This window comes from Pseudobutyrivibrio ruminis CF1b (genome assembly GCF_000424005.1).
Taxonomy (GTDB): Bacteria; Bacillota; Clostridia; order Lachnospirales; family Lachnospiraceae; genus Pseudobutyrivibrio; species Pseudobutyrivibrio ruminis_C.
In genome coordinates this window covers 156,720-178,837 of the sequence record NZ_AUJB01000013.1, presented here as the reverse complement: position 1 = coordinate 178,837, position 22,118 = coordinate 156,720, and the positions used below count along the sequence as shown (strand labels likewise).

Genomic DNA, 22,118 nt, shown 5'->3' with positions numbered 1-22,118 from the left:
TTATATCTTATGTATGAACAATCCGCTACGTAACTTTGGCTCAAACCATGTGCTTTTAGGAGGCATCAATAGTCCTGCATCTGCCACATCAAAAAGCTCCTGAATGCTTGTTGGGTACATTGCAAATGCGATTTTACAATCACTGTTGCATCTTCTTTCAAGCTCCTCAAGACCTCTGATTCCACCGACGAAATCTATTCTGTCGTCAGTCTTTGGATCCTGGATGCCTAAAAGTGGCTCAAGAACAAGATTCTGAAGAAGTGATACATCAAGACCTTCAACAGGGTCATCTACCATAAGCTCTGGCTTTACCTGACATAAATACCAGGTTCCTTCCAAAAGCATGCTCCACTGACCTTTTTTGGCAGGTCTGATTGGAGATTCTGATGTTTCAACAATATCTACGATTGAATCAAGCTCCTCTAATAGCTCTTCCGGAGCAAGTCCATTTAAATCCTTTACCACTCTGTTATAGTCGTAAATCTTAAGTTCCTCATCTGGGAATAAAACTGATAAGAAGAAATTGAAATCTTCTTTTCCAGTGTAGCCTGGATTATCTTCTCTTCTCTTTAATCCTACTTTAACAGCACTGGCTGCACGATGGTGACCGTCAGCAATGTAAATGCTATTCATCTTGTCAAAGGCTGTTGCAATAAGAGCCTTATCCATCATCTTATCAATAACCCAGCAGCGATGTCTGATTCCATCTTCTGCTGTAAAATCATACTGTGGCTGACGGCTTTTTATCTTTGAAACCACTCCACTGATTGTGGAATCTGCCTTGTATGCCAGAAAGATTGGACCAGTCTGAGCACTACAGGTATCAACATGTCTGATTCTGTCCTGCTCCTTCTCTGCTCTGGTGTTCTCATGCTTTTTAATTACTGAGTTCTGATAATCGTCAATGGATGCACAGGCTACTATACCTGTCTGAGAACGTCCATCCATTGTCAGCTCGTAAACATAATAAAAGTCATCAGTGTCCTGCATGAATCTGCCATCAGAAATCCACTGATTAAGCATCTCTGCCGCCTTGTTATAAACAGCGTCAGAATACATATCTACATCCTCGGCAAACTGTGTCTCCGGTCTGTCGATTGCCAGAAAGGAACCAGGCTGTTCTTTTACCTTCTCATAAGCTTCTTTTCTGCTATAAACATCATAAGGAAGGGCTGCTATAGTAGCAGCCTCTTCCTTAGTTGGACGTATAGCCTTAAATGGTACTATTAACGCCATCCTTATTTAACCACCCTTACTTTTATTACTCCTTCTACCTTCTCGATTTCTGATACAACTGAATCGCTAAGCTTTGAGCCTAAATCCAGGAGTGTATATGCATAGTCGCCACGGCTCTTGTTTGTCATATCTTCTACGTTTACATTGTCATTACTAAGAATTGTAGTAAATGAAGCAATAAGACCTGCCTTATTCTTGTGAAGAATAGCTACACGAGACTCTGCTGTGCAGATTCCCATATCGCAGTCAGGATAATTTACAGAGTGAGTAATGTTTCCATTCTCCATGTAATCCATAACTTCCTTAACAGCCATAACTGCACAGTTATCCTCAGCCTCCTCTGTAGAAGCGCCAAGATGAGGTGTACAGATAACACCCTTTACACCAGCTGTTGTAGGATTTGCAAAATCTGTTACGTAATGACGTACCTTACCAGCCTCGATTCCATCGATAACTGCCTTCTCGTCAACAAGAAGATCACGGGCAAAGTTAAGAATAACAACACCCTTCTTCATAAGCTGTACAGCCTCTTTGTTGATCATGCCCTTTGTGGCATCAAGAAGTGGTACATGAACTGTAATGAAATCGCACTCTCTATAGATGTCCTCAACGTTAGTAACGTGCTTTACATTACGTGAAAGATTCCAAGCGGCATTTACTGAGATGTATGGATCATAGCCAAGAACTTCCATACCAAGACGGTTAGCATCGTTGGCAACCTTTACACCGATTGCGCCAAGACCGATAACGCCAAGCTTCTTGCCAGCGATTTCAGTACCAGCAAAAGCCTTCTTAGCCTTCTCTGCTGTCTTTCCGATGTTCTCGTCATCTTTGTTTTCTTCAACCCACTTAATACCACCAACGATGTCACGGCTTGCAAGAAGCATTCCTGCAAAAACAAGCTCCTTAACACCATTTGCGTTCGCACCAGGAGTATTGAAAACAACAATACCTTCCTCAGCACACTTATCAAGTGGAATATTGTTTACACCGGCGCCGGCACGGGCAACACATGAAAGCTTGTCACCAAGCTCGATGTCGTGCATAGCAGCTGAACGTACAAGAACAGCATCTGCCTCACCGATTGTCTCTACCTTTTTATAGTCTGTTGAGAAAAGCTCTAAGCCCTTGTCAGAAATTGGATTTAAGCAATTAAATGTATACATTAGGCATTTTCCTCCTCAAACTTCTTCATAAACTCAACTAACTTCTCGACACCCTCGATTGGCATTGCGTTGTAGATAGAAGCTCTCATACCACCAACAGTTCTGTGTCCCTTAAGGTTTACAAAACCTGCTGCTGTAGCCTCCTTTACAAACTTAGCATCAAGCTCTTCGTTTCCTGTAACAAAAGGAACATTCATAAGTGAACGGTCTTCCTTTCTAACAGTACCCTTGAAAAGCTTTGAAGAATCAAGGTAATCATATAAAATCTTAGCCTTCTTCTCATTGAGCTCCTTCATAGCTGTAAGTCCGCCATTCTTAAGAAGCCACTTGAACACCTTACCACAGATGTAGATATCGTAGCATGGAGGTGTGTTGTAAAGGCTGTCGTTGTCTGCCTGTGTCTTATACTTAAGCATTGTTGGTGTGCCTGGAAGAACATCATCACGGATAAGATCCTCACGGATGATTACGATAACCATACCTGCTGGTCCAACGTTCTTCTGAACACCACCATAGATGATGCCATACTTTGTAACATCAACTGGCTCAGAAAGGAAGCATGAGCTAACGTCTGCTACCAAATCCTTACCCTTTGTATTTGGAAGAGTTTTGAACTTTGTGCCGTAGATTGTGTTGTTCTCACAGATATATACATAATCCATATCATCTGTGATAGGAAGATCCGAACAATCTGGAATGTAGCTGAATGTCTCATCAGCTGAGGATGCAAGTTCTACAGCCTCACCATACATCTTTGCTTCCTGATATGCCTTCTTAGCCCACTGACCCGTGATAATATATCCAGCCTTCTTGTTCTTCATAAGGTTCATAGGAACAGCTGCAAACTGCTGGCTTGCTCCACCCTGAAGGAAAAGAACCTTGTAGTTATCTGGAATGTTCATAAGAGTTCTGATGTCAGCCTCTGCTTCCTTGATAATCTGGTCGAAAACCTTGGAACGGTGACTCATCTCCATAACTGACATGCCACAGCCCTTATAATCAAGCATTTCATCTGCTGCTTCCTTAAGAACCTCCTCAGGCAATACTGCTGGTCCTGCACTAAAATTGAAAACTCTGCTCATTACACTAAATCTCCTTTTCTATAAGACTACTCGTATTTAAAGAAGAAATTTAATCTTCTTTAAAAAACTCATTTATAGGTGCTCCCGGTGCTACCATTGGCCATACCTTCTCATCACTGTCGATGATACAGTCAATCAGCACTGGCTTATCGGATCGAAGTGCCTCCGATAACGCCTTCGAGAACTCCTCCTGAGTTGTTACGCGTACGCCTGTGCATCCCATAGCCTCTGCAAGCTTGACATAATCCACACCGTCGTCAAGCACAGTTGCTGAATAATGTTTGTTGTAGAACAACGTCTGCCACTGTCTAACCATTCCAAGTACATGATTGTTTACAACAATTTCTATAAGAGGCAACTTTTCTCTGCTTGCTGTTGCCAATTCGTTCATGTTCATTCTGAAGCAGCCATCACCTGCTATGTTGATAACTGTCTTATCTGGATTTCCTGTCTTTGCACCGATTGCTGCGCCAAGACCATATCCCATTGTTCCAAGTCCGCCTGATGTAAGAAGCTGATGTGGTTTCTTATATTTGTAGAACTGAGCTGCCCACATCTGGTGCTGTCCAACCTCTGTAGCGATAATTGCATCACCCTTTGTCTGGCGGTAAGCCTCTGCCACGATAAATGGACCAGAAAGACCTTCCTTTGGAATTGTGAGAGGATACTTCTCAACAAGTGCCTTTGCATTCTTCATCCAAGCCTCATGACTCTGCTGTTCAAGAAGCTTATTGATTCTTGAAAGAGTCTCCTTAACATCACCGATGATTGCATGGTCTGTCATGATGTTTTTATTAATCTCGGCTGGATCTACATCAAACTGAAGAATCTTTGCCTTGCTTGCAAACTTCTCAGGATTTCCAAGAACTCTGTCTGAGAATCTTGTTCCGATGGCGATAAGTAAATCGCAATCTGAAACGCTGAGGTTTGAAGCCTTTGTTCCATGCATGCCAAGCATGCCAAGGTATCTCTCATCTGTGCCGTTGAATGCGCCTTTGCCCATAAGTGTGTCACATACTGGTGCATCAACTAATTCTACAAACTTCTTAAGGTCCTTTGATGCATTTGCAAGAACTGCACCACCACCTACGAATATAACTGGCTTTTTTGATTTCTTAATAAGCTTTACAGCTTCATTGAGCGCTGACTCTGTGATGTCCTTCTTAACCCTTCCTGCTGGAATAGGCTTCATAGGCATGTACTCATATTTATTTGTAGGAGCTGTAACATCCTTTGGAACATCGATAAGTACAGGACCTGGACGTCCGCTCTTTGCAATAAGGAATGCACGGCGAATTGTCTCAGCCAAATCACTGATGTCCTTAACGATGAAATTGTGCTTTGTAATTGGCATTGTAATGCCTGCAATATCTATCTCCTGGAAAGAATCCTTACCAAGAAGAGGTAATGTAACATTGCATGTAAGTGCAACAATAGGAACTGAATCCATGTGAGCTGTAGCAATACCTGTTACAAGGTTTGTTGCTCCCGGACCACTTGTTGCAAAGCACACGCCAACCTTACCTGTTGCGCGGGCATAACCATCTGCTGCGTGAGCAGCCCCCTGCTCATGGCTTGTAAGCACGTGATGAATCTCATCGCTGTGCTTGTAAAGCTCATCATAAAGATTGAGGATTGCACCGCCTGGATAACCGAATACGGTGTCAACTCCCTGCTCTTTTAAACATTCTATAATTATTTCTGAACCACTTAATAACATTATTAAACCTCCGGTGTCTGTAAAATTGCACCTCTATTTCCTGAAGTAACCTGGGCCGCGTATCTTCTTAAATAACCTGTTGTAACCTTAGGTTCGCGAGGCTGCCACTTAGCCTTACGTGCTGCAAGCTCCTCGTCTGAAACCTTCAAAGTCATAGAGTAATTTGGAATATCGATTGCGATGATATCGCCTTCCTCAACAAGTGCGATAGGTCCGCCTACAGCTGCCTCTGGTGAAACGTGTCCGATGGAAGCACCACGGCTGGCGCCTGAGAAACGACCATCTGTAATGAGAGCAACTGATGAGCCAAGTCCCATACCTGCGATTGCAGATGTAGGATTGAGCATCTCTCTCATACCAGGGCCCCCCTTAGGTCCCTCGTAGCGGATAACTACAACGTCGCCTGCCACAATCTTTCCACCCTTGATAGCTGCGATTGCATCTTCCTCGCTGTCGAATACTCTTGCTGGGCCTTCATGAACAAGCATCTCTGGAACAACTGCACTTCTCTTAACAACAGAGCCGTCTGGTGCAAGATTTCCCTTGAGGACTGCAAGTCCACCAGTCTTTGTATATGGATTGTCCACAGGTCTGATAACCTCTGGGTTTCTGTTTACTGCATTTGCAATATTCTCACCTACAGTCTTGCCTGTAACTGTCATACAATCTGTGTTGAGAAGTCCGATGTCTGCAAGCTCCTTCATAACTGCCCAAACACCGCCTGCCTCATTAAGGTCTTCCATATATGTAGGACCTGCTGGTGCAAGGTGGCAAAGGTTTGGTGTCTTCTCTGAAATAGGATTTGCAAACTCAATATCAAAGTCAAAGCCAATCTCATGAGCAATTGCTGGAAGATGAAGCATTGAGTTTGTAGAGCAACCAAGTGCCATATCTACTGTAAGGGCATTAAGGATTGCATCTTTTGTCATAATCTGACGAGCTGTGATGCCCTTGTTATACATATCCATAACAGCCATACCAGCATGCTTTGCAAGACGAATTCTCTCTGAGTAAACTGCTGGGATTGTGCCGTTTCCACGAAGTCCCATTCCAAGAGCCTCTGTAAGGCAGTTCATGGAATTGGCTGTGTACATACCTGAACAGCTTCCGCATGTTGGGCAAACATTCTCTACGAAGTTTTCTACTTCTTCCTCAGACATGTTGCCTGCTGCGTGAGCACCAACAGCCTCAAACATAGAAGAAAGTGAACGCTTCTGACCACCTACATGACCTGCAAGCATAGGGCCGCCTGATACAAATACTGTAGGAAGATCAAGACGGGCTGCTGCCATAAGAAGTCCTGGTACGTTCTTATCACAGTTTGGCACCATAACAAGTGCATCAAACTGATGAGCAATTGCCATACACTCTGTAGAGTCGGCAATCAAATCACGAGTTACAAGGGAATACTTCATTCCCACATGTCCCATAGCAATACCGTCACAAACTGCGATTGCTGGGAAAACTACTGGAACACCGCCTGCCTCAGCTACACCAAGCTTTACAGCATCCACAATTTTATCAATATTCATATGGCCTGGTACTATCTCGTTGTACGAAGATACGATACCAACCATAGGTTTTTTCATTTCTTCCTGAGTAAATCCTAATGCATTGAATAAGGATCTTGCTGGTGCCTGCTGCATACCAGCTCTGGCATTATCACTTCTCATTATTAAACTCCTCCAAATTTATAATCTTTCTACGATTAAATCTCCCATTTCTACGGTACCGACCTGCTTCACAGCCGAGCGTTTTGCCTCTTCCTGTGGCATGATATCGATGGTGCGGTAGCCATCTTTCAACACCTGCTTAACAGCCTTCTCGATTGCATCAGCTTCTGCATCCAAGTCGAATGAATAGCGAAGCATCATAGCTGCTGAAAGAATGGTAGCGATTGGGTTTGCGATACCCTGGCCTGCAATATCAGGAGCACTACCACCTGATGGCTCATAAAGACCAAACTTTGTATCATTTAATGAAGCTGATGAAAGCATTCCGATGGAACCGGTAACCATAGATGCCTCATCACTTAAAATATCTCCGAACATGTTCTCAGTAAGGATTACATCGAACTGACGAGGATTCTTCACAAGCTGCATTGCACAGTTATCAACCAGCATGTGCTCGTACTCCACTTCTGGATAATCCCCAGCAACTTCCTCAACAATCTTTCTCCAAAGACGTGAAGAATCAAGAACGTTTGCCTTATCAACTGAAGTAACCTTCTTGCGGCGCTTCATGGCGATGTCAAAACCACGCTTAGCAATACGACGAATCTCACCTTCCGAATAAGTAAGACTGTCTCTAGCCACAAGCTGACCGTCCTCCTCTACAGTGGAACGCTCTCCAAAGTAAAGACCGCCTGTAAGCTCGCGCATAATCATCATATCGAAGCCGTCGCCAATGATGTCATCTCTAAGTGGGCAAGCTTCCTTTAATTCATCATATAAATATGCTGGACGAAGATTTGCGAATAGATTAAGACTCTTACGAAGCTTTAACAGACCTGCTTCCGGACGCTTGTCTGCTGGTAGTTTGTACCAAGGGCTTGTGGAAGTATTTCCTCCGATTGAACCCATAAGAACAGCATCGCTTGCAAGGGCAGCCTTGATTGCATCATCAGTGAGAGGCTCACCAGTAGCATCAATTGAGCAACCACCCATAAGAATTTCAGTGTACTTAAAATCATGTCCAAATTTTGTACCGATTGCATCGAGAACCTTTACAGCCTCTGTAACAATCTCTGGACCAATTCCGTCTCCTCTAATTACGCCTACATTGAAAGTCATGATAATATCCTTCCCTTATAAAAACCATTTTTAATAGTTTAATACAGTAAAGTGTGAAATTCAAGAACGAGAACCCCATTTTTACATCTTTGACAAATTAGACTAAATACTTCTAAAATATAGCAGAAGAGTTAGTAAACTTTCACACTTTAACGTGATAAATCAAAGGGAAACTACATGAGTTCAAAAGACAAAGTACTGGAATTTCTTGAAAATAATAAAGATAGTTACACCTCGGGTGAGGCAATTGCCACTAGCCTTGGGCTTTCTCGTAATGCCATCTGGAAAGCTATAAATGAGCTTAGAAAAGCTGGATATTCTATAGATGCTGTTAGCAATAAGGGCTATAAGCTTGCTGATAACAATGATATTTTGTCTTCTGCTGGGATTATTTCCTATTTAGATGATTCGCTTAAGGAAATTTATCAGGCTGAGCCTGAGATGATTCGTATATACGATAACACCACATCTACAAACAGATTAGCAAAAGAAGCTGCCATTGCTGGAGCTGAACATGGCACAGTTATCCTTGCCAAGGAACAGACCGCTGGCCGTGGCAGAAAGGATCACTCCTTCTATTCTCCTGAAGGCGGACTTTATATGAGCATCCTCTTAAAGCCTGAACATCTTTCTACTTTAGAACCAGATGCGATTACAACTTTGACAGGTAATGCTGTTTGTGATGCTATTGAGACCTTAGTAGGTGTACGTCCGAGAATCAAGCCAATCAATGATTTATTTATAGACGATAAGAAAATCTGCGGCATCCTCACAGAAGCTGGCACAGAATTTGAAACTGGCGATGTTCAGTGGATTGTCGTAGGAATCGGCATCAATTTTGATTCAGATATTTCTGCCTTTCCTGCAGACATCAAAAAAACTGCCACCAGCCTTTTTGCTCCTGGTAAGAATACCATCACAAAGAATCAGCTGGCAGCAGCGATAATGAACAAAATTGTCAACTATACTTAGTTGACAATTTTATAACCCTCTGGTCATAACTGAAAATAGCCCTGAGATTTTCTCAGGGCCTGATATTATTCCTCTTCTTCAAAATCAAATTCTTTGAATAGATACTTTCTACAGAATAACAATAATGCTATAGCCAAGACTCTGATAAGCATACTTAGAGACTCTTCATGACCTGCAACTATTCCTCTTGCTATTGCAAATATCAATACTTCGATGATTGTATTCATAGAGTGCTTAACAAGCATTCTAACAAACTCAATTAATAATCTAATATATACGAACTCTTCGAAAAAATTATACACAACTTATATGAAAAATCTACAAAGTATCCTATGGATATTTGTTCTACATATAAATTGCTATAGTATGCATGACATCACCAGAAATTTTAACTTCAGAATCAGCAAATAATCCTGTCACAAATGACTTTAATAACTGATAGTATAAATCCCTATCAAAGCCTGCTTCCTCAAAGTAGCTGGAATGAAGATCCATTGTTCTTATGATTTCACAGCTTCCATCAGCGTACTGATTCACCATAGAGGCTCTATCGCAAGGCATACCATCTAGCAAGATTTCCTGTAGTCTAGCACATGCTTCCTCTGGGCTTTTTACACCTTCAATTTTCATGGATTCGCCTGCGGATTTAACAGTAGCTTTTATCTTTTCCAATCTGTCACTGTTCTCTTTTGCAATAGCTGATACAATACCTGCAAATCTCTTTTCTGCTCCATCCACCATACCAAACAAGGATGCATGGATATTACTTAAATCTACAACCTCTTCTATTGGCGGAAACTCTTGTATAACATAATTATCCACGTTTGCATTCCAACCCTCGGCCTTGGATAATTCAGCAAGAGCATTAATAACCTGTTGCATGGTTATGATTCTGTTGTACATAAGTGAATGAATTGGTCCTAAAAATGCGCTCATCTTCTATCCTCCTAGCCAATTAAAGTCTTGATGTCATCTTCTACAGTTGTAATTCCAGCAATGCCAAAGTTCTCAACCAAAACATTGGCAACATTTGGTGAAAGAAAGGCTGGAAGTGTTGGTCCAAGGTGAATATTCTTTACGCCAAGGTAAAGAAGTGCTAAAAGGACAATTACTGCCTTTTGCTCATACCAAGAAATGTTGTAAACAATTGGAAGATCATTTACATCATCAAGCTCGAATACTTCCTTAAGTTTAAGAGCAATAAGTGCAAGTGAATAAGAATCATTACACTGACCTGCATCTAGTACTCTTGGAATTCCTCCTATATCTCCTAAGTCAAGCTTGTTATACTTGTACTTAGCACAACCTGCTGTAAGAATTACCGTATCCTTTGGAAGCGCCTGCGCAAATTCTGAATAGTAGCTTCTGCTCTTCGAACGTCCATCGCAGCCTGCCATAACTACAAACTTCTTAATAGCACCACTCTTTACAGCATCAACCACTGTATCAGCAAGAGCAAATACCTGCTCATGTGCGAATCCACCTGTAATGGTACCTGTCTCAATTTCAGTTGGAGCATCACACTTTTTAGCCATTTCAATAATTTCTGAGAAATCCTTAGTCTGGCCATACTCACTGTCAATATGCTTACAACCTGGATATCCACATGCTCCAGTTGTAAACATTCTGTCCTTATAAGAATCAGCAGGTGGCACGATACAGTTTGTTGTCATAAGAATTGGACCGTTGAAGCTTGCAAATTCTTCCTTCTGCTTCCACCATGCATTACCATAATTGCCTGCAAAATTATCGTACTTCTTGAAAAATGGATAATAATGAGCAGGAAGCATCTCTGAGTGAGTATAAACATCTACTCCCGTTCCCTTCGTCTGCTCTAAAAGCATCTCCAAATCCCTAAGATCGTGACCTGAAATAAGAATACCTGGATTATTTCTTACTCCAATATTTACCTGTGTGATTTCTGGATTTCCATAGGCAGCTGTGTTTGCTTCATCAAGAAGTGCCATTCCTGCCACACCGTATTTGCCAGCTTCTAAAGTAAGCGCAACCAAATCATCTACTGAAAGACTATCATCAAGTGTATCTGCAAGGGCCTTCTGCAAAAATGCATCAACCTCTTCATTATCTCTAAGAAGTGCATTCGCATGCTTTGAATAAGCTGCAAGTCCCTTGAGACCATAAGTAATAAGCTCTCTAAGTGAACGAATATCCTCATTTTCTGTAGAAAGAATACCTACAGTCTTAGCCTTTGCATCAAATTCATCTTCTGTGCCTGTCCAAAGCGCAGCCTCTGGAAGATTAGCTTTTACATCCTCGCTAAGCTCACCTAACAACTGCTCCTTAACAAAAATAGTCTCTCTGATTTTTTCTGAAATCGCATAATAATCAAAATTTGCGTTTGTAATAGTAGTAAAAAGATTTACTGATACAAGGTGATTGATATTTTCTGATACTTCCTTGCCATCATTGCGAAGTGCAGTTGTTACAGCAGAAAGTCCCTTAGTAACATACACTAATAAATCCTGAAGATTAGCAACCTCTGGCTTCTTTCCACAAACTCCAGACATAGTACAACCGCTACATCCAGCTGTTTCCTGACATTGATAACAAAACATTTTATTTTCCATTGTTTGACTCCTTTGAAACTTGTTTTCGTTCATGGACAGCACTTTAAACCATAATTCAATCGCAAATAGTTGCAAATGCAACTCTTCCCATCGTATTATTTAGGTAGTATATGGATAGGCAGGTGAACGCTATGAATAATGAAATTAGTTATAACGATGTTGAGCTTTTTGAAAATATTAAAGGAGCTGATTTGGACAAACTGTTAGTCTGCATCAGATCTTTCAAAAAAGAGTTCAAAAAGGGACAGACCATATATATGGAAACAGACCATATTCCTTATGTAGGTATCGTTCTATATGGAAGTGTCCATATGATAAAGAACGATATTTGGGGTAATAACACTCTATTTACCTTCTTTGGGCCTGGCGAATTGTTTGGAGAAAGCTTTGCTGTTCAAAAAGAAGTTTCTTCATCGGTGATATTTAAAGCTGCAGAAAATACAAAAGTCTTATTCCTTGCAGCCTCTAACATAATTCACTCATGCCCTAATGCCTGCGGTTTTCATGCTCAGATTGCTACAAATCTGTTTCACCTATTGGGAACAAAAAATCAAAAGTTCCTTAATAAGATAGAAGTTCTATCAAAGGGAAGCATCCGTGAAAAGCTTTTAGCTTATATTTCACAGCTGTCACAGGAGCAGAATTCTAAATATGTTAACTCTCCTCTTTCAAGAGTGGCTCTTGCAGAATATTTATCTGTAAATCGTAGCGCGATGATACGAGAGCTCTCAAAAATGAGGGATGATGGAATTATAGATTTTGATAAGGATACATTTATCGTAAAGGAAGGAAATCATGGAAAAAAGAATTGATAAAGCTGAAAATGTAGGAATGGGAATAGGTTCAAAGGTGAATGCTGTGCCCTTGAAGAGACAGGATGGAGCTGATGAACAGTATCTTGCTCTCAAGCAAATAGAGAATCATCCACTTAACATATTTGCACTTGAAAATGAAGCTATTTCAATAGCTCTTAAGGAACTTAGAGCTGCTATGGAAAGCCGTGAGAATCTAATTACAGCTTTGGACAAGGCTAGAGAATTATCTATCCACTATGCTGAAAAAGGAGATTTACTCTATCCTCTTCTCAAGCTTAAATATCATTTTGTAGGTCCCACTGATATTATGTGGACTGTGGACGATGAAATTCGTGATGAAATGAAAGCACTGTCTAACAGTGCAAAGGATTTCCCTTCACTTATAGAAGACAGTACTTGGAACGAAAGACTTGATGTAGTTGTCACAAAAGCCGAAGACATGCTCTATAAAGAGGAGAACATCATCTTCCCTCTTTGTGCAAAGAACTTTTCAGAGGAAGAATGGGCTGATATCGCCAGAGATTTTGATGATTATAAGCCTTGTCTTATTGGAAAGCGTCCATTATGGGAGAAAGCTACCCCAAAGAAAAACGTTAAGGATTTGTCTCAGACTGGAGACATGATTGATCTCCCATCAGGTCAGCTTACTCCATATCAATTAGATGCTATGCTTAACACCATTCCAATTGAGCTTACATTTGTTGATGAAAATGATGTAAATAGATACTTTAATGATGGCGATGACATGAAACTTTTCAAGCGACCTCTTACAGCTCTTGATAGAGAGGTTTATACCTGTCATCCTCCTAAGTTTGAACCTATGGTTCGTTCTATAATTGCTGATTTCAAGGCTGGCAATAGAGACTGCATTGATATCTGGAGCAGCCGTGATAACCAGCCTGTATTAATAAAATATATGGCTGTTCGCGACAAAAAACACAATTATGTGGGCACTCTGGAATGTGTCCAACCTATGGGATTTGCCGAGAAACATTTTAGTCACTAATCAATTGTTTTGCTTTACTGAGAGCCTCCTTTGGGTCACAGATGTAGTCTGGCTCAATTGGCTCTCCTTTTTTGCTTTGATCTATTCTATGCCAATTTTTATAAGAGATTGTCAGGCCCAGCTTAGAATTTGGCAAAGAAAATCTCAGAATATCTCCGTAGGCATCTGGAAGATTTCCAGATGCCTCACCAATAACAGTTCCTAGATGATTGTCCGAAATCAGCATTGTAAAATCCATGGCAGCACTATAGGTATAAACGTCTGTGAGCACATATATATTTCCCGAAAAGGCATTTTCCTTTTTCTGAATATCTACATGGTAAGGTTCATTATGGATGAGAAAATCCCCGTATCTCACATCACTACTCCAGCCGTCATAACCATCTATATCTAGATACTGTAAAAATGCATCTGCTACATAGGAATTACCACCCCCGTTACCACGTAAATCAACAATTATATTTCCAATTTCCTTCTCATTAACCTGATTAAAGAAGCCCTCTAGAGTGCTCTCATAATAATCATTGTAGTTACATTCTTCCAAGGTAAAAACAGCAGTATTAGAACTCTCATCTATTTTATAGCTGACCCACTCATCATCATCATCTTCTTCAGCACCTTTCACCTGTTCATATGGCACAAATGAATAGTGATAATCCTTTTTTCCTTCTTCTGTATCGTAGGTAAATCGTACTCCATCAGAGGTGTCCACACCTACCCATTCAAGACATGATTCGTTTTCTATAAAATAATCAACGCATGCTCTGGCATACTCTTCACGTTCGTACTGAAAGATTTCTAAATAATCATCTACAATCTTCTCTGTTGGGATACCATTTATTTCCGCTGGCAGTCCAAGCTCCTTTAACTGGGTGAAATCCTCAATATAATATGCATCGTCATCCATGTAAGAAATTCTAGAATGTCCATCATAGAGCTGATGCATGATTCTGCCTATAATTCTCCACTCATCAATAACGGTGTAGGTATCCACACCATCATCAATGACTTGCTGTCTCTCGGTTTTATATGCATCTTCCACAGCGGCAACATTCTTGTTATCATCCTCAAGCCATGCAGGATGCCTTTCTCTAAGCTTTCCGATGGTGTAATCAATATCTTCAAGCACCTGCTTTTCAGTAAGTTCAGATTCCACTGGCAATGAAGCAATAAAATTCTCTGCAGTTCCACGATATGGATTGATGAAAAGTTGATAGCCTAAAAATACTACCAGCACTAGTATCACTATTACGATTATCAACTTAAGCAATCTTTTTAAAATAGTTTTTTTCTTCATAATACTTAATCCCACTTATTTCCTTCAGTTAATGGGATTATAGCTAATAGAGTTCTTTTAATCAACGAATTTTTAAATTTGACGATAAATCTATTTGAATTATAGCTCCACTCCAGTTTCTATTATCGCAAGGTTACCTACTATCAGCATATCTTCGGTTCTTTGCGATACAAACTGTATCCCAGTCCCTCAATTGTTTGCAAATCCTCCTCGATAGATATCCCCTTCACAGTAAGCATGTTTCCAGTAATTGTCGCATTACTGCCGCCCTTGAAACATGCTATACCAGTATCATCCAGGTAATCTCTTCCTGCTGCAAACCTGATGGAAGCTTTAGGAAGAATATATTTAAAGATAGCAATGATGCGACGAACCTCATCTTTACTTAGTCGATCCCTGTCCTCCATAGGTGTGCCCTTTATAGGCTTTAGAATGTTGATAGGTACAGAATCAGGCTGAATCTCTACAAGAGCAAATGCCATATCAATTCTATCTGACCATGTCTCGCCTATTCCAAATATGCCACCACTACATAATTCAAGTCCTACTTCATGTACCAGCTTCATATATTCAATTTTTTCATCAGTTGTATGCGTACTACAAACTTTCTTGAAATATTCTGGGCTGGTCTCAATATTGTTGTGAACACGCTGAACACCGGCTGCCTTTAAAGCCAGCAAATCTTCTTTATCAATCAGCCCTAATGAAATACAAGGTGCCATATCAGTTTCTGCAACAATTCTTTTTACGTTTTCACATATCTGTGCCACCTCTGATTTGTTCAATCTTCTGCCTGAAGATACCTGACAATAATGAGCAATCCCCTTTCCTGAATGAGCCTTTGCATCAGCTGCAACATATTCTGCATCTCGTACTTCAAAGGTATCAATATCAGCTTTTGAACAACTGGACTGAGCGCAGAATTTACAATTTTCTGAACATCTACCACCCTTTACGCTCATTATGGCGCACATATCAAATACATCACCATTAAAGTGTCTTCTCAATTCATCTGCACCGCTGCATAGCTCCTCCAATGGAGCCTCCACAAGTTCAAGCGCCTCTTCCCTTGTGATACTTCCCCCTTCAATAATTCTTTGTGTCAATTCTTTAATATCCATTAGTTAGTCTCCCTTCACAAGAACTCAATCTATGTAAATGATAATTATAAAAAAATAATTGTCAACTATTATCTAATTACAGGTTGACAATTAACAGTCACTCAATTATTATCATTATTGTTATTTCAATAAACTACTTAGGGGGACTAAATTATGGATAACACAAGCATTAATACAAACACAAAGCAGCTACTGCCTACAAAACGTCTGGTTTTATGCAGCTTATTCGCAGCTATTCTCTGCATATCAGCATACCTTAGCATTCCAACTCCACTACCTATGGCACCAAAGATTACAATGATGAACTTTGTGGTATTCTTAATTGCACTTTTATTTCCAGTGACAGAATCATTCTTAATCGGGCTTGTATGGTTCCTTCTTGGAGTTGTGGGGCTGCCAGTATTTATCGGTGGCGGCAGTGGCATCGGATATTTAATTGCACCTTACGGAGCCTACACTTGGGCTTTCCCTATTGTACTTGTGATTCTTCCACTGATTCGTGGCAAAAGATATAACCGCTTCTGGTACACAGTATGTGCCATCATCGGAGTTTTGATAATAGATTTTGTTGGAATGTTTTATCTAAAAGCTACTATGAGCTATGATTTAAAGACAGCTTTCCTCACAGGATTTGTCCCATTCATTCCATTAGATTTGTTAAAAGCTGTTGTAGTGGCTCAAATTATTCCAGCCTTCAAAAGAATAATAGAGTAAACAAAACCCTGCAGGACCTAAATCTTGCAGGGTAATTTTTTATAATGTATTTGCTCTTTCTGAGATGTTCTTCTGCCAATTAATTACATCATGATCATATGGCTCATCCATAAATGACGATCTAATCATGAAATCAGCAGATGCCTTGTTTACCGCAATAGGAATATCATAAACCTGTGCGATTCTGGTAAGTGCCTTTACATCTGGATCATGAGGCTGTGCTGAAAGAGGATCTGAGAAGAAAATAATCAAATCAATTCTTCCCTCTACAACCTTTGCTCCAATCTGCTGGTCGCCACCAAGTGGACCTGAATTGTAACCTTTTACAGTAAGGCCCGTCTTATCAGAAACCATTCTTGCTGTGGTACCTGTACCACAAAGAAAATGATTCTTTAAAATATCTTTATTGTCCTCACACCACTGAATCAGTGTAGCCTTTTTTCCATCATGAGCGATTAAAGCGATATTTTTTTGTCTCCCAATAGTAAGTGTAATCTTCTCCTCCATATAACCCCTCCGTATGTTAAATTATGCTGCGTTACAAGCTGCGAAGAGCTCATCACAGTGACAACGAATTAAATCCTCAAGACTAATCCAATAGCTTGGGTCTTCCTCGCCATGATTGCTGTATGCATAAATATCAGCAATTTTCTCGCAGAAAGATAATAACAATTCCTCCTCTGCTCCTTCTATCATAGCAGGTAATCTATTCTGAAGTAAATTATAAACGTCCTTTTTAGCCTTATATTTTAAAAGTGCTCTATACAATGCCTCTTTCTCAGCATCATTCATTGCCTCAATAACTTCCTCAAAAGACTTCTTAGATAACATTCGAATAACCTTTCTAAAACCACATTACCATTCCGTTACATAATATAACTTTTTGCGACCGGGGTAATCTATCATGATTAATCGAAAGCGTCAACTTAATTCACCGCGTTTGGCAAGAACTTCCAAAATTTGGCAACATCTTCCTGTCATTTTTCTCAGCTATTTTTCCATGAGAATTATCAAATAAATTACTTAATCTTCAAACTCTTCAAGTACTCCTTCTGCTCTGGAGTGATTCTGTAGCTTTCAACTGATTTTTGGATGGCCTTGTTGTGACACCAGGTGTCAAGCTTCTTATTCTCAATAAAAGGAAGGATGAAATCGTACTGCTTGGCAAGGGCTGTGGCAAAATACCATGCAATCATCATATTTACATAATATTCTTCTGAGCGCACTGCCGCCACCTTCTCAGGATAAGCTAAATCAAAATCCTCATCCAAAAAGTGCTCCATCAGCATGCCAATTCCAAAGCGAATAGTGTATGTCTCCCCTGATGCAATCCACTGGTCAATTATTGGAAGAAGCTCAGACTTATGCTTTTTAAAAATCTTTGGAGACATTTGATCACAGGTAGCCCAGTTATTCACATACGGCAGGAATTTCTGAAGCTTTTCCACACATTTCTCATAATCCTTCATCTCAGATAGGATAAATGCGTGGAGCTGATTCTCGTCAAAATAATCGTGGGGCAGCTGCTGCAAGAACTCATCTACATCTGGGCGCTTGGCAAAAGTCTTTGCCAGCTTGCGCAGTTCTGGAGTCCTGACCCCGATAAAATACTCCACTCCCACTGTAGGAATGAGCTTTGACTGAAAATCTCTGTACGCTGTATCTTGAAGCTTAAAAAGCTCTGCCTTGATTTCTTCTGTAATCATAATGCCCCCCGATTTATCAGCTAGAAATAAATTACTTCCTCGATTGCCTTTACAAATTCCTCTAAGCCAGCCTTGTCATCCTGATTAAATCTTGCAAGCTTAGGGCTGTCGATGTCGAGCACTGCTACGACCTTACCATCCTTGTGAATAGGAACTACGATTTCTGAGTTTGATGCACTGTCGCAGGCAATGTGACCTGGGAACTGGTGAACATCCTCAACAAGCTGTGTTTCATCCTTTGCTACTGCTGTGCCGCAAACACCCTTACCAACTGGGATATTGATGCAGGCAACCTTTCCCTGAAATGGACCAAGTACAAGAGCGCCATCTCTCATAATGTAAAAACCTGCCCAGTTAAGGTCTTCCATATTGTCGTAAAGAATAGCTGATGCATTGGACATCACTGGAACGAACCATTTCTCATCCTCTGCAAGTGCCTTCATCTGTTCTGTAAGTAATTTGTAATCTGTCATTTAAATCTCCTCATAAATATATATTTACCAAATAAATGGTATTACCCGATATTTCACCTTTTCCATATACTCCCTATAGCCTGCCAGGCCCTCTGCCAACACCTGCTCTTCATTGTGAATTCTCTTGCTGATAATTGGAATGTACACAAGCATAATTACAAATGAAAATAAAGAGCCAAGTACCAACGGCATAGAAAGGAAAAGTAACAATGTGGTCATGTACATTGGATGGCGCACTACTCCATAAAGGCCAGTGTCCACCACCTTCTGATTTTCCTGCACCTCCACAGTGCGGGATAAATACTCATTCTCTCTAAGCACCTCTGCATACAATAAGTAGGCTATCAAAAATACTACTGTAAAAAGATATGTAACCCAGTCTGGCAGAATCAACCAGCCAAATCTAAAATTCAAACCTGCCACTGAAAATGCAGCAATAAACATAAGTCCACTGAGCATGATTACTGTTCTTTGTTCCGACTGTTCTTCTTTTACATTTAGGCGCTTTTTCAAAAGCTCTGGGCACTTAAACATCATGACAAAGCCTGCTACGATCATCGGTATAAAAAGGATTGCCATAAAAAACCATCCCTGCCTGTAATTCAATGTGCCTGCAGGTACAAATAGCAACAAGCCCAACAAAACAATGCCGCAAACAACCTTTACAAGTGCCTGAACAATAAGTTTCTTTTCCATACTCAACCCCCTTATGAAATTATCCTAAGTTAATAACCTTGGCAAAATCCACACCCTCAGTGTTTCTAGTAGCCATAAGAAGTGGACGTGTACCACGAATCTCTAAGATGTATGCCTTAGCCTTTTCACGCTCTTCCTCATTCATTCCCTCAAATGGTTCATCCAATACAATGAAATCTGCAGGAACAAAAAGTGCTCTGACAATCTCTACAAATCTGCGTTCCACAGGTGTCAGCTCACTCACCGGGATAGTCTGTCTTTCTGCTGTAATAAATTTTGAAAGTTCTTCAATGGCTCTGCCTTTGCTTGCCCATCTGTGAACCTTCTTAACATTCCAGATGGCATTCTTTTTCATTACCAGATTTGCATCTGCCTGTGATACATAAGCACTTTGAAGTGTAGGATATTTGTAATCTCCCATTCTGTGAATCTGGCCACTGTCTGGTTTTTCCAGGCCCATGAATATTTTTAGGATTGTAGATTTGCCGCAATCTGCTGGACCTGTAAGGCAGTAGGCACGGCCCCACTCTACTGTGAGATTGTAATTATCTAAGACCTGCGCTTCCCCGTAGGATTTGCAGATGTTTTCAAGTATTATTGTCATAATTCCCCCAATAAAAAATGTGTCATCAGGTTAGATTGTACCCAATGACACATTTCTTTTCAATTCGTTTATGCGTTATTTGAAGAACTTCATTTCTTCATTAAGCTGTTCTGCAATATCTTTGAGGTTTGCGGCTGAATCAGCAAGTGTACTTACTGTAGCTGAAAGCTCTTCAACAGAAGCACCTGTAGTTTCTGAAGAAGCTGCATTTTCTTCAGAAATAGCTGACAATGATGTCATCGCATTTGCTACTACTGAATTTGAATCTACGCAAGTTTGTGCCTCATCTGATATTCTAGCTACACTTCGTACAGTATCCTCAATATCCTGAAGCATTCCCTGAACAGATTCGAAGGTCTTAGACAGAGCTTTCTGCTGCTCAGCATTTCCTTCCATAACCTGAGTGGCTGCATTAACTGCCTGCTCAGCTTCCTGAAGCAAAGCATCCATCTCCGCTCTGATTTCAGAAGCAAGGCTGTCAGAATCATCAGCAAGCTTTCTGATTTCCTCAGCAACTACTGCGAATCCCTTACCCATCTCACCAGCTCTGGCTGCCTCAATAGAAGCATTAAGAGAAAGAAGATTTGTCTGGGATGCAATGCCTGCAATTCCCTCAACTCGCTCGTTGATATTTGAAACTGCATTCTGTGTAGATGAAATCCTTGTGGAAATCTCATCAATCTTTGTGGTCATCTCACCACTTGTATTTTGAAGAACATCAAGGGATGCTGTAGATGCCTCTGATGCCTCCTTCATTCTCTTGGCCAGCTCTGTCATCTCCACAGTAGAATCCTGTACACTTCCTACTGCATCAGTAATCTTATTGGTTCCTTCTGCCGCTGACTGAATATCCTCGGACTGCTGCACAGCACCGCTTGCAATATGCTGTACAGAATTTGCAACTGTCTCTGTAGTTTTGGCAATCTGATCTGCCATAGTTGAAAGCTCATCAGAAGAATTTGCAACCGTATGTGAAGAATTCTTAATGTGTCCAACAATGGTAGAAAGCTTATCTATCAAGCTGTTTGTGTTGTTAACAATCTCACCAAATTCGTCTGTACGGTTTGTGTATTTATCAATTTTCTCAAAGACACCATCAGCAAGCTTTGCCAATGCTCCATTTACTGCAAGAATTGGTGTAGTGAAGCTAAGTGCCTGCAGGTATGCCAACACAGCTGCTATTGCAAGCAGAATTACTCCAAAAATAATATTTGTCATAGCTGCGGTTCTGGCTTCAGCAGTAACTGCAGAAATGGCTAGTGCATCACAAATAATATATCCAGTAATTGGCTCTCTTACATACGAAACATAGGTAGGTGTACCACTGGCATTACTAATGTAAGTATCACTTTCAAGATCTGAGGTTATATATGGAGATGATGCAAAACTAACAGGCTCATCATCTACTGCTATGTCATAGAAAGCATGGGATGCCAGAGTTCCCTCAAAATCAACCAAAAACGCCTCTTCACCATCTTCACCCAAAATATCTCTGAATTTAGATAAATCAAAACTTCTATGTAAAACGCCAATAACAACACTGCCACTCACATCATAAACAGGAACAGCAATACAAACCGATCTCTTTCCTGTTGATGAACTGGTCATTACTGTAGATGTGGCGGTATTTCCCTTCATAGCATTCTTCCAGTAATCTCTCTGAGAAATATCTGACAGTTCTCCTCCATCACTTCTAAAAATCATCTTTCCCGTTGCATCAGAAAGTGTAATGGCATTTCCATCATTGAAATAGGCATTAATTATATCCATCTGGTGTTTTAACTGAGCACCGTTTTTACCAGACTTAACATATTCAATTGTTCCTGGGGATGATGCCAGAGATTTCATAGATAATTCCGTCTCAGCGAATATTTTATTTATCTCGCTTTCGAGGAACCATGCAGACCAGGCAAGTGTTATTTTAGCCTCAGCCTTCGCCTTTGTGGTTGTTCTGACATAATTAATAGTTGTGGCAGTAAGAAGCGGCACTGCAGCAAGAACAACCATTGTGATAATCAATTTGGTTTTAACACTAGAAAGAATACCTTTATTTTGCATATAAACCTCCACAAAAAAAAATACACTACCGATAGTTACAAACTCTCCCTAGAATTAAAGAATCGCATGCTT

Annotated in this window: 22 protein-coding genes; 4 read left to right on the top strand and 18 right to left on the bottom strand. The window is 40.5% G+C overall.

Translation table 11 applies throughout. From position 1 onward, the window contains the following. The 6 genes from G592_RS0112535 to leuB are packed head-to-tail and all read right to left on the bottom strand — an operon-like array spanning position 1 to position 7,996. On the bottom strand, positions 1-1,236 hold the full coding sequence (locus G592_RS0112535; RefSeq protein WP_028248120.1) for a DUF1015 domain-containing protein: 1,236 nt from the start codon (positions 1,234-1,236) through the stop codon (positions 1-3). 2 nt (positions 1,237-1,238) lie between these two features. Then, positions 1,239-2,402 carry a phosphoglycerate dehydrogenase gene (locus G592_RS0112530; RefSeq protein ID WP_028248119.1) on the bottom strand — a complete coding sequence of 388 codons (1,164 nt, stop codon included), beginning with the start codon at positions 2,400-2,402 and terminating at the stop codon, positions 1,239-1,241. Continuing rightward, complete coding sequence (gene serC / locus G592_RS0112525) at positions 2,402-3,484, bottom strand: 3-phosphoserine/phosphohydroxythreonine transaminase (protein ID WP_028248118.1); 1,083 nt, start codon at positions 3,482-3,484, stop codon at positions 2,402-2,404. The genes G592_RS0112530 and serC overlap by 1 nt, the downstream gene beginning before the upstream one ends. Positions 3,485-3,533: 49 nt before the next feature. Then, complete coding sequence (gene ilvB, locus G592_RS0112520; RefSeq protein WP_028248117.1) at positions 3,534-5,204, bottom strand: biosynthetic-type acetolactate synthase large subunit; 1,671 nt, start codon at positions 5,202-5,204, stop codon at positions 3,534-3,536. 2 nt (positions 5,205-5,206) lie between these two features. After that, complete coding sequence (gene ilvD, locus G592_RS0112515) at positions 5,207-6,877, bottom strand: dihydroxy-acid dehydratase (protein WP_028248116.1); 1,671 nt, start codon at positions 6,875-6,877, stop codon at positions 5,207-5,209. An 18-nt stretch (positions 6,878-6,895) separates the two neighbouring features. Further along, the gene (gene leuB / locus G592_RS0112510; protein WP_028248115.1) at positions 6,896-7,996 is read right to left on the bottom strand and encodes a 3-isopropylmalate dehydrogenase; all 1,101 of its coding nucleotides are present in this window, start codon (positions 7,994-7,996) and stop codon (positions 6,896-6,898) included. Positions 7,997-8,173: 177 nt separating this feature from the next. On the opposite strand from leuB, the gene G592_RS0112505 reads away from it, so the two are divergent. Beyond that, entirely contained in the window at positions 8,174-8,968 is a 795-nt protein-coding gene (locus tag G592_RS0112505) for a biotin--[acetyl-CoA-carboxylase] ligase (protein WP_028248114.1), read from the top strand. Between the two features lie 65 nt (positions 8,969-9,033). On the opposite strand, the gene G592_RS16540 is transcribed toward G592_RS0112505, so the two are convergent. The 3 genes from G592_RS16540 to hcp form a co-directional block, all read right to left on the bottom strand. Next, a complete protein-coding gene (locus tag G592_RS16540) occupies positions 9,034-9,213 on the bottom strand; it encodes a hypothetical protein (protein ID WP_028248113.1) in 180 nt (59 codons plus the stop codon). Between the two features lie 100 nt (positions 9,214-9,313). Next, the gene (locus tag G592_RS0112495) at positions 9,314-9,904 is read right to left on the bottom strand and encodes a hypothetical protein (RefSeq protein ID WP_028248112.1); all 591 of its coding nucleotides are present in this window, start codon (positions 9,902-9,904) and stop codon (positions 9,314-9,316) included. 11 nt (positions 9,905-9,915) lie between these two features. After that, positions 9,916-11,556 carry a hydroxylamine reductase gene (hcp, locus tag G592_RS0112490; protein ID WP_028248111.1) on the bottom strand — a complete coding sequence of 547 codons (1,641 nt, stop codon included), beginning with the start codon at positions 11,554-11,556 and terminating at the stop codon, positions 9,916-9,918. 131 nt (positions 11,557-11,687) lie between these two features. On the opposite strand from hcp, the gene G592_RS0112485 reads away from it, so the two are divergent. After that, complete coding sequence (locus G592_RS0112485) at positions 11,688-12,368, top strand: Crp/Fnr family transcriptional regulator (protein ID WP_028248110.1); 681 nt, start codon at positions 11,688-11,690, stop codon at positions 12,366-12,368. Next, entirely contained in the window at positions 12,352-13,377 is a 1,026-nt protein-coding gene (locus G592_RS16535) for a PAS domain-containing protein (RefSeq protein ID WP_051194914.1), read from the top strand. Before G592_RS0112485 ends, G592_RS16535 begins: the two co-directional genes overlap by 17 nt. On the opposite strand, the gene G592_RS0112475 is transcribed toward G592_RS16535, so the two are convergent. Together G592_RS0112475 and bioB are read right to left on the bottom strand one after the other, a co-directional pair. Continuing rightward, positions 13,367-14,674 carry a S41 family peptidase gene (locus G592_RS0112475; protein WP_155942205.1) on the bottom strand — a complete coding sequence of 436 codons (1,308 nt, stop codon included), beginning with the start codon at positions 14,672-14,674 and terminating at the stop codon, positions 13,367-13,369. The two genes, G592_RS16535 and G592_RS0112475, sit on opposite strands and share 11 nt — an antisense overlap. A 143-nt stretch (positions 14,675-14,817) precedes the next feature. Continuing rightward, positions 14,818-15,795: a biotin synthase BioB gene (gene bioB / locus G592_RS0112470; protein WP_028248108.1), complete on the bottom strand. Its 978-nt coding sequence runs from the start codon at positions 15,793-15,795 to the stop codon at positions 14,818-14,820. Between the two features lie 153 nt (positions 15,796-15,948). Here bioB and G592_RS0112465 point away from each other — a divergent pair, with 153 nt between their 5' ends. Next, complete coding sequence (locus G592_RS0112465) at positions 15,949-16,509, top strand: biotin transporter BioY (RefSeq protein WP_036952881.1); 561 nt, start codon at positions 15,949-15,951, stop codon at positions 16,507-16,509. A 39-nt stretch (positions 16,510-16,548) separates the two neighbouring features. On the opposite strand, the gene G592_RS0112460 is transcribed toward G592_RS0112465, so the two are convergent. The 7 genes from G592_RS0112460 to G592_RS0112430 form a co-directional block, all read right to left on the bottom strand. Beyond that, positions 16,549-17,016: a methylglyoxal synthase gene (locus tag G592_RS0112460; RefSeq protein WP_028248106.1), complete on the bottom strand. Its 468-nt coding sequence runs from the start codon at positions 17,014-17,016 to the stop codon at positions 16,549-16,551. A 21-nt stretch (positions 17,017-17,037) separates the two neighbouring features. Beyond that, positions 17,038-17,340, bottom strand: a complete 303-nt coding sequence (locus tag G592_RS0112455; RefSeq protein WP_028248105.1) for a hypothetical protein — start codon at positions 17,338-17,340, stop codon at positions 17,038-17,040. A gap of 188 nt (positions 17,341-17,528) precedes the next feature. After that, positions 17,529-18,215, bottom strand: coding sequence for a DNA alkylation repair protein (locus G592_RS0112450; RefSeq protein WP_028248104.1), 687 nt, complete (start codon positions 18,213-18,215; stop codon positions 17,529-17,531). Between the two features lie 20 nt (positions 18,216-18,235). Further along, positions 18,236-18,688 (bottom strand): GAF domain-containing protein, encoded by a 453-nt coding sequence (locus G592_RS0112445; protein WP_028248103.1) that lies wholly within the window; start codon positions 18,686-18,688, stop codon positions 18,236-18,238. A 24-nt stretch (positions 18,689-18,712) separates the two neighbouring features. Beyond that, positions 18,713-19,384: a methyltransferase family protein gene (locus tag G592_RS0112440; protein WP_028248102.1), complete on the bottom strand. Its 672-nt coding sequence runs from the start codon at positions 19,382-19,384 to the stop codon at positions 18,713-18,715. A 19-nt stretch (positions 19,385-19,403) separates the two neighbouring features. Then, positions 19,404-19,988 carry an ATP-binding cassette domain-containing protein gene (locus tag G592_RS0112435; RefSeq protein ID WP_028248101.1) on the bottom strand — a complete coding sequence of 195 codons (585 nt, stop codon included), beginning with the start codon at positions 19,986-19,988 and terminating at the stop codon, positions 19,404-19,406. A 75-nt stretch (positions 19,989-20,063) separates the two neighbouring features. Continuing rightward, positions 20,064-22,046: a methyl-accepting chemotaxis protein gene (locus tag G592_RS0112430; protein WP_036952878.1), complete on the bottom strand. Its 1,983-nt coding sequence runs from the start codon at positions 22,044-22,046 to the stop codon at positions 20,064-20,066. Between the last annotated feature and the right edge of the window lie 72 nt (positions 22,047-22,118).